At 70.5% G+C, this 13,170-nt stretch carries 13 protein-coding genes; 4 read left to right on the forward strand and 9 right to left on the reverse strand.

Going from position 1 to position 13,170, the window contains the following annotated elements; translation table 11 throughout:
* Positions 1 to 52: 52 nt before the first annotated feature.
* Both phaC and L0984_RS22510 read left to right on the forward strand, forming a co-directional pair.
* Positions 53 to 1,786 carry a class I poly(R)-hydroxyalkanoic acid synthase gene (phaC, locus tag L0984_RS22505; RefSeq protein WP_234196569.1) on the forward strand — a complete coding sequence of 578 codons (1,734 nt, stop codon included), beginning with the start codon at positions 53 to 55 and terminating at the stop codon, positions 1,784 to 1,786.
* A 44-nt stretch (positions 1,787 to 1,830) separates the two neighbouring features.
* Positions 1,831 to 3,009 (forward strand): acetyl-CoA C-acetyltransferase, encoded by a 1,179-nt coding sequence (locus L0984_RS22510; protein WP_234196570.1) that lies wholly within the window; start codon positions 1,831 to 1,833, stop codon positions 3,007 to 3,009.
* 82 nt (positions 3,010 to 3,091) lie between these two features.
* On the opposite strand, the gene L0984_RS22515 is transcribed toward L0984_RS22510, so the two are convergent.
* Together L0984_RS22515 and L0984_RS22520 are read right to left on the reverse strand one after the other, a co-directional pair.
* Positions 3,092 to 4,891, reverse strand: coding sequence for a sensor domain-containing diguanylate cyclase (locus tag L0984_RS22515; RefSeq protein ID WP_234196571.1), 1,800 nt, complete (start codon positions 4,889 to 4,891; stop codon positions 3,092 to 3,094).
* Positions 4,888 to 5,433 (reverse strand): nucleoside 2-deoxyribosyltransferase, encoded by a 546-nt coding sequence (locus L0984_RS22520; RefSeq protein ID WP_234196572.1) that lies wholly within the window; start codon positions 5,431 to 5,433, stop codon positions 4,888 to 4,890. The genes L0984_RS22515 and L0984_RS22520 overlap by 4 nt, the downstream gene beginning before the upstream one ends.
* 118 nt (positions 5,434 to 5,551) lie before the next feature.
* On the opposite strand from L0984_RS22520, the gene L0984_RS22525 reads away from it, so the two are divergent.
* On the forward strand, positions 5,552 to 6,340 hold the full coding sequence (locus L0984_RS22525; RefSeq protein WP_234196573.1) for an aspartate/glutamate racemase family protein: 789 nt from the start codon (positions 5,552 to 5,554) through the stop codon (positions 6,338 to 6,340).
* Positions 6,341 to 6,416: 76 nt separating this feature from the next.
* Here the strand turns inward: L0984_RS22525 and L0984_RS22530 are convergent, their stop codons facing one another.
* From L0984_RS22530 to L0984_RS22555, 6 genes are read right to left on the reverse strand one after another with little or no spacing between them, the layout of a single operon-like run.
* Positions 6,417 to 7,307 carry a LysR family transcriptional regulator gene (locus tag L0984_RS22530; RefSeq protein ID WP_234196574.1) on the reverse strand — a complete coding sequence of 297 codons (891 nt, stop codon included), beginning with the start codon at positions 7,305 to 7,307 and terminating at the stop codon, positions 6,417 to 6,419.
* Positions 7,308 to 7,336: 29 nt separating this feature from the next.
* The gene (locus tag L0984_RS22535; RefSeq protein ID WP_234196575.1) at positions 7,337 to 7,837 is read right to left on the reverse strand and encodes a dihydrofolate reductase; all 501 of its coding nucleotides are present in this window, start codon (positions 7,835 to 7,837) and stop codon (positions 7,337 to 7,339) included.
* Between the two features lie 13 nt (positions 7,838 to 7,850).
* A complete protein-coding gene (locus tag L0984_RS22540; RefSeq protein ID WP_234196576.1) occupies positions 7,851 to 8,672 on the reverse strand; it encodes a thymidylate synthase in 822 nt (273 codons plus the stop codon).
* 26 nt (positions 8,673 to 8,698) lie between these two features.
* Entirely contained in the window at positions 8,699 to 9,484 is a 786-nt protein-coding gene (locus L0984_RS22545; RefSeq protein ID WP_234196577.1) for a tRNA-uridine aminocarboxypropyltransferase, read from the reverse strand.
* 35 nt (positions 9,485 to 9,519) lie between these two features.
* Entirely contained in the window at positions 9,520 to 10,950 is a 1,431-nt protein-coding gene (locus tag L0984_RS22550; RefSeq protein ID WP_234196578.1) for an FAD-binding oxidoreductase, read from the reverse strand.
* Positions 10,951 to 10,954: 4 nt separating this feature from the next.
* The gene (locus tag L0984_RS22555) at positions 10,955 to 11,362 is read right to left on the reverse strand and encodes a DUF2069 domain-containing protein (RefSeq protein WP_234196579.1); all 408 of its coding nucleotides are present in this window, start codon (positions 11,360 to 11,362) and stop codon (positions 10,955 to 10,957) included.
* Positions 11,363 to 11,425: 63 nt separating this feature from the next.
* On the opposite strand from L0984_RS22555, the gene L0984_RS22560 reads away from it, so the two are divergent.
* Positions 11,426 to 12,700: a YihY family inner membrane protein gene (locus L0984_RS22560; protein ID WP_234196580.1), complete on the forward strand. Its 1,275-nt coding sequence runs from the start codon at positions 11,426 to 11,428 to the stop codon at positions 12,698 to 12,700.
* Between the two features lie 31 nt (positions 12,701 to 12,731).
* Here L0984_RS22560 and L0984_RS22565 read toward each other — a convergent pair whose 3' ends face one another.
* The gene (locus L0984_RS22565; protein ID WP_234196581.1) at positions 12,732 to 13,085 is read right to left on the reverse strand and encodes a DUF962 domain-containing protein; all 354 of its coding nucleotides are present in this window, start codon (positions 13,083 to 13,085) and stop codon (positions 12,732 to 12,734) included.
* Positions 13,086 to 13,170 lie beyond the last annotated feature (85 nt).

The raw sequence follows: 13,170 nt of genomic DNA on the forward strand, positions 1-13,170 counted from the left end.
AAAATGCAGGATACTCCCCCGACCATCCGTCAGGTGAGGCACCGGAGACTCCATGAACCAGCAAGACGCGAAGGCCCAGATGAACGCCATGTTCGGGCCGTTTCAGCAGGCATTGACCGATGGTTGGGGCAAGGCCATGAACGCCTTCGGCCAGCTCGGCAACGGCGGCAGCTTCGGTGGCGCCGCGCAGCCCGAGTTGCCGCGCTTCTCCTTCGATCCGGGCCGCCTGCAGGCCATCCAGCAGCAGTATGTCGAGGAGGCCGGCGCGCTGTGGCGCCAGGGTCTGTCGGTCCCGCCGCCCGGCGACAAGCGCTTCGCCGGCGAGGGCTGGGCCGCCAACCCCATGGCCGCCTTCTCGGCCGCCGTGTACCTGCTCAACGCCCGCACCCTGCTGGCCATGACCGAGGCGGTCGAGGCCGATGCCAAGACCCAGGCTCGGCTGCGCTTCGCGGTCGAGCAGTGGATGGCTGCCTCGGCGCCCAGCAACTTCCTGGCCTTCAATGCCGAGGCGCAGCAGAAGGCGGTCAAGACGCAGGGCGAGAGCATCGCGCGCGGCATGCAGAACCTCATGCACGACATGCGCCAGGGCCATGTCAGCATGACCGACGAAAGCGCCTTCGAAGTGGGCCGCAACGTGGCCACCACCGAAGGCGCGGTGGTCTTCGAGAACGAACTGTTCCAGCTCATCGAATACAAGCCGCTGGGCGACAAGGTGCACGAGCGTCCGCTGCTGCTGGTGCCGCCCTGCATCAACAAGTTCTACATCCTCGACCTGCAGCCCGACAACTCGCTGGTGCGCCATGCCGTCGAGCAGGGCCACCGCACCTTCGTCGTGAGCTGGCGCAATCCCGACGAGTCGCTGGCCCACACGACCTGGGACGACTACATCGAGAAGGGCGCCATCACTGCCATCGGCGCGGTGCAGGCCATCAGCGGCCAGGACAAGCGCGGCGGCAAGATCAACGTGCTGGGCTTCTGCGTGGGCGGCACCATCCTGGGCACGGCGCTGGCCGTGCTCGCGGCGCGCGGCCAGAAGCCGGCGGCTTCGGTCACCTTCCTCACGACGCTGCTGCGCTTCGAGGACACCGGCATCCTCGACGTCTTCATCGACGAGGCCTTCGTGCGCTTCCGCGAGATGCAGATGGGCCAGGGCGGCCTGATGCCGGGTGCGGACCTCGCCTCCACCTTCAGCTTCCTGCGGCCCAACGACCTGGTCTGGAACTACGTGGTGGGCAACTACCTCAAGGGCGAGTCGCCGCCGCCCTTCGACCTGCTCTACTGGAACAGCGACGCCACCAACCTGCCCGGGCCCATGTACGCCTGGTACCTGCGCAACACCTACCTCGAAGACAAGCTCGCCGACAAGGATGCGGTCACGGTCTGCGGCGAGAAGGTGGACCTGGGCCGCATCGACATCCCGGCTTACATCTACGGCTCGCGCGAGGACCACATCGTGCCCATCGGCGGCGCCTATGCCACCACGCAGCTGCTGTCGGGTCCGATGCGCTTCGTGATGGGCGCCTCGGGCCATATCGCCGGCGTGATCAACCCGCCCGCCAAGAAGAAGCGCAGCCACTGGCTGCGCGAGGACGACCGCTTTCCGCCCACGCACGCCGAGTGGCTGGACGGCGCCACCGAGTACCCGGGCAGCTGGTGGACCGACTGGGACGCCTGGCTCAAGCGCCATGCCGGCAAGCAGATCGCCGCGCCCAAGGCCTATGGCAACGGCGCCGCCTACAAGGCCATCGAGCCCGCGCCCGGCCGCTACGTCAAGGCCAAGGCCTGATCCTCCCACCCATCCCCATTCGATTTCACTGAAGAGAGAGCACCATGGAAGACATCGTCATCGTCTCGGCCACCCGCACCGCCATCGGCAAGTTCGGCGGTTCGCTGGCCGGCATTCCGGCCACCGAACTGGGGGCCATCGTGATCAAGGAAGCCCTGGCCCGTGCCAATGTCGAGGCCGGCCAGGTGGGCGAGGCGATCATGGGCCAGGTGCTGGCTGCCGGCGCCGGCCAGAACCCGGCCCGTCAGGCCTGGCTCAAGAGCGGCGGCGTCAAGGAGACGCCGGCCCTGACCATCAACGCCGTCTGCGGCTCGGGCCTGAAGGCCGTGATGCTGGCCGCTCAGGCCATCAACGCCGGCGACAGCGAGATCGTGGTGGCCGGCGGCCAGGAAAGCATGAGCCTGGCCCCGCACGTGCTGCCCAACTCGCGCAACGGCCAGCGCATGGGCGACTGGAAGCTGGTCGACACCATGATCGTGGACGGTCTGTGGGACGTGTACAACCAGTACCACATGGGCATCACGGCCGAGAACGTGGCCAAGCAGTACGACATCAGCCGCGCCGCCCAGGACGAGCTGGCCCTGGCCAGTCAGCAGAAGGCCGCTGCCGCGCAGGACGCCGGCAGGTTCAAGGACGAGATCACGGCCGTCAACATCCCGCAGAAGAAGGGCGACCCGGTCGTCTTCAATGCCGACGAATTCATCAACCGCAAGACCAACGCCGAAGGACTGGCCGGCCTGCGTCCGGCCTTCGACAAGGCCGGCGGCGTGACGGCGGGCAATGCCTCCGGCCTGAACGACGGCGCCGCCGCCGTGGTGGTGATGAGCGCCAAGAAGGCCGCCGCCCTGGGCCTGACGCCCCTGGGCCGCATCGCCAGCTTTGCCACCTCTGGGCTGGATCCGGCCATCATGGGCATGGGCCCGGTGCCGGCCTCGAAGAAGGCGCTGGAGCGCGCCGGCTGGAAGGCGGCCGACCTGGACCTGCTGGAGATCAACGAAGCCTTCGCCGCCCAGGCCTGCGCCGTGCACAAGGAAATGGGCTGGGACACCAGCAAGGTCAACGTCAACGGCGGCGCCATCGCGCTGGGCCACCCCATCGGCGCCTCGGGCTGCCGCATCCTGGTCACGCTGCTGCATGAGATGGCCCGCCGCGATGCCAAGAAGGGCATCGCCTCGCTGTGCATCGGCGGTGGCATGGGCGTGGCGCTGACCATCGAGCGCTGACCCGGCGCCGACGGCTGGCCGCATTCCGGCACAGCCGCTCCGATCCCAGCGACAAGGCCCGGCATGTCCGGGCCTTGTGCTTTCAAGCCGGAGGCATGTCGCTCGCGAAGCTGAAGCCCGGCGCTTCGGACTGTTGCTTGCTGTGGTACATCGCACGGTCGGCGGCGCGCAGCAGGGCGTCGAGGCTGTCGCCGTCCTGCGGCCGGCGGGCGATGCCGATGCTCATGCCGACGCGCAGGCCCTGGCCTTCCCAGTCCACGGGCAAGGACGACTGGGCGAGCAGGCGCTGCGCCAGTCCGGTGAGCGCGTCGGGGTGGGGGTCGCCGGCCACCAGCAGGGCGAATTCATCGCCCCCCAGCCGGGCCACCAGGTCCGAGTCGCGCACCGCTTCGCGCAGGCGCGCGGCGAGGGCTGCGAGCACCGCGTCGCCGGCCGCATGGCCATGGCGGTCGTTCACGGCCTTGAACCCGTCCAGGTCGAGCAGCAGCACGGCAAAGGGCCGCCCCTCGCGCAGCCACCGGTCGGCCTGCACCTCCAGCCCGGCCCGGCTGGCCACGCTGGTCAGGGGATCGGTGCGCAGGGCATCGATCAACTCCAGGTTGTGGGCCGCCAGCGCCTGTTCGGAGCGCAGCACCAGCCGCAGACGCGAGGCGGCCGCGACGGCGAACACGACCAGTTCGAGCACCAGCGCACCCTGCGTCAGGTTCATCTGGCCCGGCCGCCAGTTCAGCCAGCCCCAGGCGGCAAAGATGATGGCGCACACCGCCAGCAGGAGCAGCGCCACGCCCACGCAATACAGCACGGCCGGCCAGTAGCGGCGCCGGCCCGCCACCAGGGCGCCGGCCAGTAGGACGGCCGAGGCCAGCACCACCGACGCCTGCACCAGGTTGAAGGTCAGCAGCGGATGCCGCCCGAAGAGCCCGTAGACGGCCGCGACACTCAGCGCAAACAGCAAGCCGACCACCAGCCGGTCGAGCCAGGGCGCGAACTGCCGCAGGTTGAGCAGCCGCCGCCCGAACTGCAGCTTGCAGATGGCCCACAGCGCCGGCATGAGCGTGTAGGTGACGCCCGCCGCTGCCGGCCAGTTGGCGAAGGGGTAGCGCAGCAGATGCCCGTTGATGCCGGCCAGCGCACCCAGCGCGCACAGGCAGGACAGCAGGTAGTAGACGTAGATGGCTTCGCCGAAGACCAGCAGCAGCACCAGGCCGTACACCAGCAGGCCGATCAGGATGCCGTAGCTGATGCCGTCAAACATGCGCTTGTCCTGGGTGGATTCCAGGTAGTCGGCGGTGCGCCAGACGCGCATGTCGTAGACGCGGGCGAAGGTGGATTCGGCCCGCACATACACCGTGTAGGGCTGCGCGTCGGGCAGGTGGAAGCGCCAGGCCATTTGCTCGGAGGAGGCCGGGCGCGTGCGCCACGGATGCCGCATGCCCGTCACCACGGGCTCGGCCAGCGCATGGCCGTCGGGTGCGAAGGGGCCATAGAAGCGCATCTCGTGCGTGGAGACCGAAGGGACCAGCAGCAGCCATTCCTGCGGTGCATCGGCCGGATCGGCCAGTCGCAGCTGGAACTTGAACCACAGCACCCGATCGGCCTCGCGGCCCCGCAGCGGATCCTCCGGCAGGGCGAAGCGCGACTGCCACTCGGGCCGGCGCACCTCGTCGAGCGTGAGCGTGCGGCTGGTGTCGTCCAGCACCTGCAGGTGCCAGGCCAGGGGCAGGCCGCCGGCCTGGCGGCTGATGGCCGCGGGCGCCATTCGCTCGGACGGCGAGGGGACGATGGCCTGCGCCACGGCCCAGGCCGCCAGGCCCAGCCACAGCAGCGTGCCGAGGCACAGCCTGCGCCAGTGGCGTGCGCCTGCCGCGGCGCTGGGCCTCATGGGGCGCCGGCTCCCAGCAGGCGGGCGAGCATCCGGACCGCGCTGGCGGCGTCCTCGGCCAAGGGCGTGGCGCCCGTGAGCATCAGGTTCAGCCGCTGTCCCCGGCCCTCGACCTCGGTGCCGTCCGCCTGCTCGCGCAGCACGCCGTGGCTGTCGGTGCCGCAGGGTCGTGCGGCCCGGACCCGGTCGGCATAGCTGCCCGCCGGCACGCCGTACGCGACCACGGGCTTGCCCAGCGCGATGGCGAAACCCACCTCGAACACCGTGCCCGAATCGGGCTCCAGCCCGCGGAAGCACTGCAGGTTGGCGATCACGCCGCTGCAACTGTGGATCAGGTCGACGTTGCCCTGGTAGATGCGGCGGGCCTGCTCGTCGTCGTCCCTGGCACCGGCCAGGTCGATGTGGGCATCGGAAGGCGCCACGCCTTCCAGGCCGCAGGCGCTGCACAGCCGCTTGAGTTCGCGGAACACGGCCGGATGGTCGGGCCGGAAGATGTCCGGGCCCGCCAGGTAGACACGCGGGCGCAGGGGGTCTGCATTCATCGCGCGCATTTTCGCGGTCCGACGTGCGTTTGGGGATGACGAAGACCATAAGCCGTGCTGATGGCTGCCGCCGCAGACGCGATGGCCGCGGCCTCGGGCGGCCACCTAGCATCGGTCCATGCCTGTTGCCGCCTTTTTGCCGACGATGACCGCGCCCGAGGCTGGCCGCGACACGCCCCCGCTGGCCCCCATCGGCATCCTGGGCGGCATGGGGCCGCTCGCGACCCTGGACTTCATGCACAAGGTGCTGGCCGCGACGCCCGCCCGCTGCGACCAGGATCACCTGCCGCTGCTGGTCAGCTCCATCCCCCAGATTCCCGACCGGACGGCCGCCTTCCTGGGCGAGGGCGCGTCGCCGTTGCCTGCGCTCGTGGACAGCGCCAGGCGGCTGGCGGATGCGGGCGCGCGGCTGCTGGTCATGCCCTGCAACACGGCGCACCTGTGGTTCGAGCCGCTGCAGGCCGCGCTCGGCCTGCCGATGCTCCACCTGGTGGATGCCGCGCTGGACGAGGCTGTGCGGCAGGCGCCGCCCGGGGCGGCGCTTGGTCTGCTGGCCACGCCGGCCACGCTGGCGTCGGGCCTGTATGTCCGGCGCGCCGGCGCCGCCGTCCGCTGGCAGATGCCGACACCGGACGAACTGGCCCGGTGGGTGATGCCGGGCATCCAGGCCATCAAGGCCGGCGATCTGGCACAGGGCGAGGGCTGCCTGCGCCAGGCCGCCCAGGCCCTGGCCGACCGCGGCGCGCGCATTCTGGTGCTGGGCTGCACCGAGATCCCGCTGGTGCTCGATGCCGGGCGAGCCGGGCTGCCGGTGATCGATGCCACGGCCGCCCTGGCGCGGGCCACGGTGGCCTGGGCGCTGGCGCAACGCGCAGCACCACCGATGCGGCAGAAGGCGCCGGCCTGATCCCCGCCCGCGTCGACGATCCCGCCGCTGACCGCCCGTGCCGGCCTTCCGGCCCGGCGTGGGTACCGCCGGCCGCTCAGCGAGGCTCGGCGGTGACGGCCCGCAGCGCCTTCAGGAAGTCGGCCACCGGCCGCGGCGAGCGCACGCCCTGTGGCAGCAGCGCCCGCACCTCCACCGCGATCTCCGGCAGCAGCGTGCGCACATGCAGGGCCTCGTCACGCCGGGCCTGGGCGGTGAAGGAGTCGACGATGGCGGGCCCGAAACCCTGTTCGGCCAGCACCAGCGCGATGTGGTGCGTCTGCACCGTGATGCCGCCCGTGGGCGCCACGCCCAGCCTCGACCACTGTTCGGCCAGCATGGTGCCGATGGGGTCGCGCTCGTCGATACGGATGATGGGACTGCGCAGCACCTCGTCCAGCGCCACGGTGGCGCGGGTGTCGGCGCCGGCATGGTCCACGCGCGAGACGCACACCAGCCGGCCGCTGGCGATGGCCTCCTCGTGCAGGGCCGGATGCGGCGCGCTGCCATAGACGATGCCCACGTCGCCCTCGTGCAGCGCCATCGCCTGCGCGATCTCGCGCGAATGCAGCGTGCGGATGGTGACTGGCATGTCGGGATGGCGCCGCTTGAAGACGGCCAGCGCGTCGGGCAGCGCCCGCACCGCGAGCGAGGGCACGATCAGCACCCGCAGCGGCGTACCTTGGTCGCGGCCGAGCGCCAGCGCCACGCGGCGCACCCGCTCCAGCTGCGCCATCAGCGGCTGCACCTCCGCATACAGCGCCTGCGCCTCGGGCGTGGGCACCAGCCGGTTGCGCTGCCGCGTGAAGAGGGCATAGCCCAGCTGCAGCTCGGCATGCTGCAGCGTCTGCGTGGCAGCCGGCTGCGTCACATGCAGCAGCCGCGCGGCGGCGCTCACGCTGCCCGTCAGCATGACGGCGTGGAAGACCTCGAGGTGCTTGAGCTTCATCGGCGGACGCAGCGGACGCCGGGCAGCCGTCAGCCCCGCTCGTAGATCACGAACGCGAAGGGCAGGGCTTCGGGCGCGGCGCTGATGTGCGTCTCGCGCGCCGTCTCGCGCCAGCCGGCATCGAGCACCGGCGCGAAGGCGTCGCCTTCGAAGTCGCGGTCGATCTCGGTCACGACGGCGCGTCGGGCCAGCGGCGCGGCCTCGGCATAGAGCTGGGCGCCGCCGATCACCCACACATCCTGTGCATCGCCCGCGGCGGCGATGGCCTCGGCCAGGCTGCCGACGCGCATGGCGCCCTCGGCCTGCCAGTCCGCCTGGCGCGTCACCACGATGTTGGTGCGGCCGGGCAGCGGCCGGAAGCGCGGCGGCAGCGAATCCCAGGTACGGCGACCCATGATGACCGGGCAGCCGCGGGTCTGGGTGCGAAAGTGCGCCATGTCCTCGGGCAGATGCCAAGGCAGGGCGTTGTCCTTCCCGATGACGCCGTTGGCGGCGCGGGCGTAGATCAGGTTCAGGCGGCCCTTCGACATGGCAGCGCCTGGATCAGACCGCCACCGGCGCCTTGATGGCCGGGTGCGGGTCGTAGCCCTCGAATTCGAAGTCCTCGAACTGGTAGTCGAAGATGCTGGCCGGCCGGCGCTTGATGCGCAGCGTGGGGTACGGCCGCGGCTCGCGCGAGAGCTGCAGCGCCACCTGCTCCGCGTGGTTGCTGTAGATGTGGCAGTCGCCGCCGGTCCAGATGAAGTCGCCCACCTCCAGGTCGCACTGCTGCGCCAGCATGTGGGTCAGCAGCGCATAGCTGGCGATGTTGAAGGGCACGCCCAGGAAGATATCGGCGCTGCGCTGGTAGAGCTGGCATGACAGCCGCCCCTCGGCCACGTAGAACTGGAAGAAGGCGTGGCAGGGCATCAGCGCCATCTTCGAGAGCTCGGCCACGTTCCAGGCGCTGACGATGATGCGGCGCGAGTCGGGGTTGGTCTTGAGCTGTTCGACCACCTGCGCGATCTGGTCGATGTGGCCGCCGTCGGGCGTGGGCCAGCTGCGCCACTGCACGCCATACACGGGGCCGAGGTCGCCGTCCTCGCGCGCCCATTCGTCCCAGATGGTCACGCCACGTTCGCGCAGCCAGTTGTTGTCGGACGAGCCGGCCAGGAACCACAGCAGCTCATGGATGATGGACTTGAGGTGGACCTTCTTGGTGGTCACCAGCGGGAAGCCTTCGCGCAGGTCGAAGCGCATCTGGTGGCCGAACACGCTCTTGGTGCCGGTGCCGGTGCGGTCGCTCTTGAAGACGCCATGCGTGTCCACATGGCGCATGAAGTCTTCGTACTGGGAGCGGATGGGGTGGGTGTCGGCGCGGGTCATGGGCGGTCGCAAAAGCAGGCCGGATTCTAGAAGGCGCCCTCCGGGCGCGTGTCGCTGGCGCCGGGATCGGCGGCCGGCGCTGACGACAGGGCGCGCAGCCGTTGCCGGGCGCTGCCGTCCGGGTCGACCGGTTGCTGGTTCTTCGCCTGCAGGTAGTGATGGGTGAAGACGTCCAGGTAGGCGTCGAGCACGCGGGCCGCCCGCGGCTCGTCGGCGAGTTCGAGGCACAGCGCGGCGACCTCGCTGGTGCAGAGGTGGTGCTCGTGGCAGGTCTGGCGCAGGCGGTACTGGGACGACTTCGTCGGCGACAGGCTCAGCACCGGGAAGGCATCGAGGTAGGGGCTGCGCCTGAACATCTTGCGCGCCTCGGTCCATGTGGCGTCCAGCAAAACGAAGAGCGGTCGGCGGCCGCCCTCGCCGTTCGCCCCCACAGCCGGCGGCACGGCCTCGACCACACGCTCGGGCGCGGCGTACTGACCGGGAAACACCACCAGCGGCTGCCATTGCGGGTCGCGCAGCAGCGCCAGCAGGGCCGGGTCGGGCTGCGTCCGCGTCCAGCCGAAGGCGAAGGTGTCGGGCACCACGTCGGCCACCAGCCAGCCCGTGTTGGTGGGTTTGAGCGGCTCGATGTCGGCCATGAGCAGGCACACGCCCGCGCGCACGGTCAGCGCGGGCCGCAGTGCGCACATGCAGTGGCTGGGCACCAGTCGGCAGGCCGGGCAACGCTCGCGCTTGAAGCCACCACGCGCCATGAACGGCTTGGTGCTGCGCGCGAGACGGTCCGCACGCAGGCGGGCGACGGCATGGGGCATGCAGGGGTGTCCCGGGTTCCGGGTCGCGCAGGCGTTCAGGCCGCCAGGACCCGGCCTGGATTGAGCAGGCCCTGGGGGTCCAGCGCCGACTTGATGGCCCGCATCATGCCCAGCGCCACGGGCGACTTGTGCTGTTCGAGCGTCTGGACCTTCAGGCTGCCGATGCCGTGCTCGGCCGAGAAGGAGCCGCCGAACTTCTGCACCTGCGCATAGACGAGTTCGTTGACCCGCTTCTCCTGCTCGCGCAGGAAGGCCTTGGCATCGCCTTCGGCGGGCGCCTGGACGTTGTAGTGCAGGTTGCCATCGCCCAGGTGGCCGAAGTTGACCAGCCGCACGCCCGGGATTTCGCGCGCCAGCAGGGCGTCGGTCTCGGCGCAGAAGGTCGGGATGCGCGACACCGGCAGCGAGATGTCGTGCTTGATGTTGAGGCCTTCCTCGGCCTGGGCCAGCGGAATGCTCTCGCGGATGTGCCAGAGCTCGTGCGCCTGCGACAGGTTCTCGGCCACCACGGCATCGGCCACGCAGCCGGATTCGAAGGCCGCTTCCAGCAGCGATTCGAAGCGGGCGCGGGCATGGTCCTCGGACTCGCTGTCGGAGTTCTCCAGCAGCACGAAGTACGGATGGCCGTCGCCCGCCTCGTCGGCGAAGGGCACGCGCAGCTGCGGCATGTGCCGGCGCACCAGGCTGAGGGCGAAGCGGCCCATCACCTCGAAGCCCGTCAGCCCCGCGCCCAGGTGGCGCTGGGCCTGGCCCAGTAGCTGCACCGCGTCGTCGAAGGAGCCCACCGCCGCCCAGGCCGTGAGCCGCGCCGCCGGCTGCGGAAAGAGCTTGAGCGTGGCGGCCGTGATGATGCCCAGCGTGCCCTCGCTGCCGACCATCAGGTCGCGCAGGTCGTAGCCGGTGTTGTCCTTGCGCAGGCCGCTTGTGCCGTCCCACACCTCGCCCTGGGCGGTCACCACCTCCAGGCCGAGGCACAGCTCGCGGGCATTGCCGTAGCGCAGCACCTGGGTGCCGCCCGCGTTGGTCGCCAGATTGCCGCCGATGGTGCAGCTGCCTTCGGCCGCCAGGCTGAGCGGGAACAGGAAACCGGCCTTGGCGGCGGTCTCCTGCAGCACCTGCAGCACGCAGCCGGCCTCGACGGTGATGGTGAGGTTGGCCGCGTCGATCTCGCGCACGCCGGCCATGCGCGCCAGGCTCAGCACCACCTGGCTGCCGCTCTCGTCGGGGATGGAGCCCACGGCCAGGCCCGTGTTGCCGCCCTGCGGCACGATGGCCGTGCCGGCGGCGGCGCAGGCCTTGACCACGGCCGCCACCTCGGCGGTGCTGCCGGGGCGCACCACGGCCAGCGCCTTGCCGCGGGCCCGCTTGCGCCAGTCCTGTTCGTAGGCGGTAAGGTCACCATCGGTGAGCACATGGGCGGCGCCGACGATGGCGCGCAGCGATTCGATCAGGACAGGGGTCGTCATGGTTTCAGGAAGTCGATGGGTCGGCAGCGCGCATCCGCTGGCCGGCCCGCAGCCGCAGGCGCACATGCCAGGCGCATGCCACGAAGAGCAGCAGGCACAGCACGATCTCGATGCCCGCGAGGGCGCGGCTCGTCGGCAGCGTATCGCTCCAGGCGCGCACCACGCCTTCGGTGAAATAGAGCCAGATCATCAGGCTCAGCCAGCGGTAGGTGTACAGCCGCCACTTGAGCAGCCCCGCCAGCGGCACCAGCAGCGGCAGCACCTTCAGCGCCAGCCAGCTGCCGCCGGGGCGCAGCGGCGCCAGCCAGAGTTCCCAGGCCAGGCCCAGCCCGATCAGCCCCAGCAGGCAGCCCACCGCCAGCACGCGCGTGGCGACGACGGAGGCCGAGGGGGGGGCGGAGGGCGTGTTCAAAACGGGGGGAGGAAAAGAGGCCGCGGCAGACAGGCGCGGCGGGGGGTGTCGAAGGGCGGTGGCATGATACCCAGCATGATTCGCCATCGGCTCTGGAGGGATCTCACGCGCTTTCCGTGGCGCAGCACCGCGGCGGTGCTGGGCGAGCGGTTCCGCGACGATCGGCTGGCCCTCACGGCCGGCAGCCTCACCTTCACCACCACCATCGCCCTGGTGCCCTTCTTCACGGTGGCACTGGCGCTGTTCACCGTCTTCCCCATCTTCGCCACGCTGCAGGACCGGCTGCAGCGCTGGCTGGTGCAAAGCCTCATTCCCGAGAACATCGCGCGTCAGGTGCTGGGCTATCTGACGCAGTTCGCCGGCGCGGCCAGCGGGCTGGGCATCGTGGGCCTGGGGGTGCTGCTGATCACGGCCATCGCGCTGATCCTGACCATCGACAAGACGCTCAACGGCATCTGGCGCGTGCAGCGGCCGCGGCCCCTGGCGCAGCGGGTGCTGATCTACTGGGCCTCGATCACGCTGGGCCCGCTGCTGCTGGCAGTGAGCCTGTCCACCACGGCCTACGTATTCAGCGCCTCGCGCGGCCTGATCGGCCAGGCGGGCCTCAACCTGCGCTGGCTGTTCGACGGGGCGGAGTTCCTGCTGCTGGCGCTGGGCATGGCCTCGCTCTACCACTATGTGCCCAACACGCAGGTGCGCTGGGCCCATGCCTGGGCGGGTGGCCTGTTCGTCGCGGCGGCCATCGAGGTGGCCAAGCGGGTGCTGGCTTGGTATCTGAGCTTCGTGCCCACGTACTCGGTGCTCTATGGCGCCTTCGCCACCGCGCCCATCCTGCTGATCTGGATCTACACCGCCTGGGTGATCGTGCTGCTGGGTGCGGTGATTGCGGCCTATTTGCCGATCCTGCTGTCTGGCGTGGCCCGGCGCGGTGGTCGGCCGGGCTGGCCCATGCAGCTCGGCATCGAGGCGCTTCGCCTGCTGGCCCAGGCCCGCAAGGGGCCGGCCCGCGGGATGGGGGCGCAGGAGATGGCCAGGCGCCTGCGGGTCGACGTGTTGCAGCTGACCCCTGTCATCGAGGCGCTGGTGTCGCTCGACTGGGTGGCTCCGCTGGCCGAGGAGCCGGCGAGTGGCGATCCGCGCTACGTGCTGTTGGTGGACCCGGCCGCCACCCTGCTGGCGCCGATGGTCGAGGCGCTGCTCCTGCCCCGCAAGCCGGTGCTGGAGCCGATGTGGGAGCGGGCCCCGCTGACGCGCCTGACGCTGGCCGACGCACTGGCGTCGGAGCGGTCGCCGGGCTCTGGCGAAGGCATCCCGCGGGCGGATGGCGTCGGCACCTGAGTGCGCGGGTCGCGTCCCGAAGCGGTCCTGATCAGAGCTTGACGCGTCCGGCCCAGATGTCGCGATACATCACCCAGTCGCCCATGAAGCTGTAGAGCGGCCGCTTGAACGAGGCCGGCCTGTTCTTCTCGAAGGCGAAGTGGCCGACCCAGGCGAAGCCGTAGCCGGCGAAGAGCGCGCCTAGCAGCCACCACGGGTTGGCCGTCACCACCAGCACTGCCAGGCTGGCCAGCGCCAGCGTGGAGCCGATGAAATGCAGGCGCCGGCAGGTGCGGTCGGCATGCTCGCTCAGGTAGAAGGGATAGAACTCGGCAAAGCTCGAGAACTGGCGCGGATCGACGGCAGCACCGGCCGGCGTGCGCGCGGCGGCGGGGGAGGGATTCATCGCTGTCTCCTGTCGCCTCGGAGGGCGTTGCCCATAATAGCGACGGCCTTTTCCCTGGCCAAAGCCCCTTTCCAAGACCCTGACG

The organism is Pseudacidovorax sp. NFM-22, assembly GCF_021401245.1.
Lineage (GTDB): Bacteria > Pseudomonadota > Gammaproteobacteria > Burkholderiales > Burkholderiaceae_C > Xenophilus.

Coding starts and splice junctions, on each gene's coding strand:
- phaC (WP_234196569.1), top strand. CDS start 53: ATGAACCAGCAAGACGCGAAGGCCCAGATGAACGCCATGTTCGGGCCG.
- L0984_RS22510 (WP_234196570.1), top strand. CDS start 1,831: ATGGAAGACATCGTCATCGTCTCGGCCACCCGCACCGCCATCGGCAAG.
- L0984_RS22515 (WP_234196571.1), bottom strand. CDS start 4,891: ATGAGGCCCAGCGCCGCGGCAGGCGCACGCCACTGGCGCAGGCTGTGC.
- L0984_RS22520 (WP_234196572.1), bottom strand. CDS start 5,433: ATGAATGCAGACCCCCTGCGCCCGCGTGTCTACCTGGCGGGCCCGGAC.
- L0984_RS22525 (WP_234196573.1), top strand. CDS start 5,552: ATGCCTGTTGCCGCCTTTTTGCCGACGATGACCGCGCCCGAGGCTGGC.
- L0984_RS22530 (WP_234196574.1), bottom strand. CDS start 7,307: ATGAAGCTCAAGCACCTCGAGGTCTTCCACGCCGTCATGCTGACGGGC.
- L0984_RS22535 (WP_234196575.1), bottom strand. CDS start 7,837: ATGTCGAAGGGCCGCCTGAACCTGATCTACGCCCGCGCCGCCAACGGC.
- L0984_RS22540 (WP_234196576.1), bottom strand. CDS start 8,672: ATGACCCGCGCCGACACCCACCCCATCCGCTCCCAGTACGAAGACTTC.
- L0984_RS22545 (WP_234196577.1), bottom strand. CDS start 9,484: ATGCCCCATGCCGTCGCCCGCCTGCGTGCGGACCGTCTCGCGCGCAGC.
- L0984_RS22550 (WP_234196578.1), bottom strand. CDS start 10,950: ATGACGACCCCTGTCCTGATCGAATCGCTGCGCGCCATCGTCGGCGCC.
- L0984_RS22560 (WP_234196580.1), top strand. CDS start 11,426: ATGATACCCAGCATGATTCGCCATCGGCTCTGGAGGGATCTCACGCGC.
- L0984_RS22565 (WP_234196581.1), bottom strand. CDS start 13,085: ATGAATCCCTCCCCCGCCGCCGCGCGCACGCCGGCCGGTGCTGCCGTC.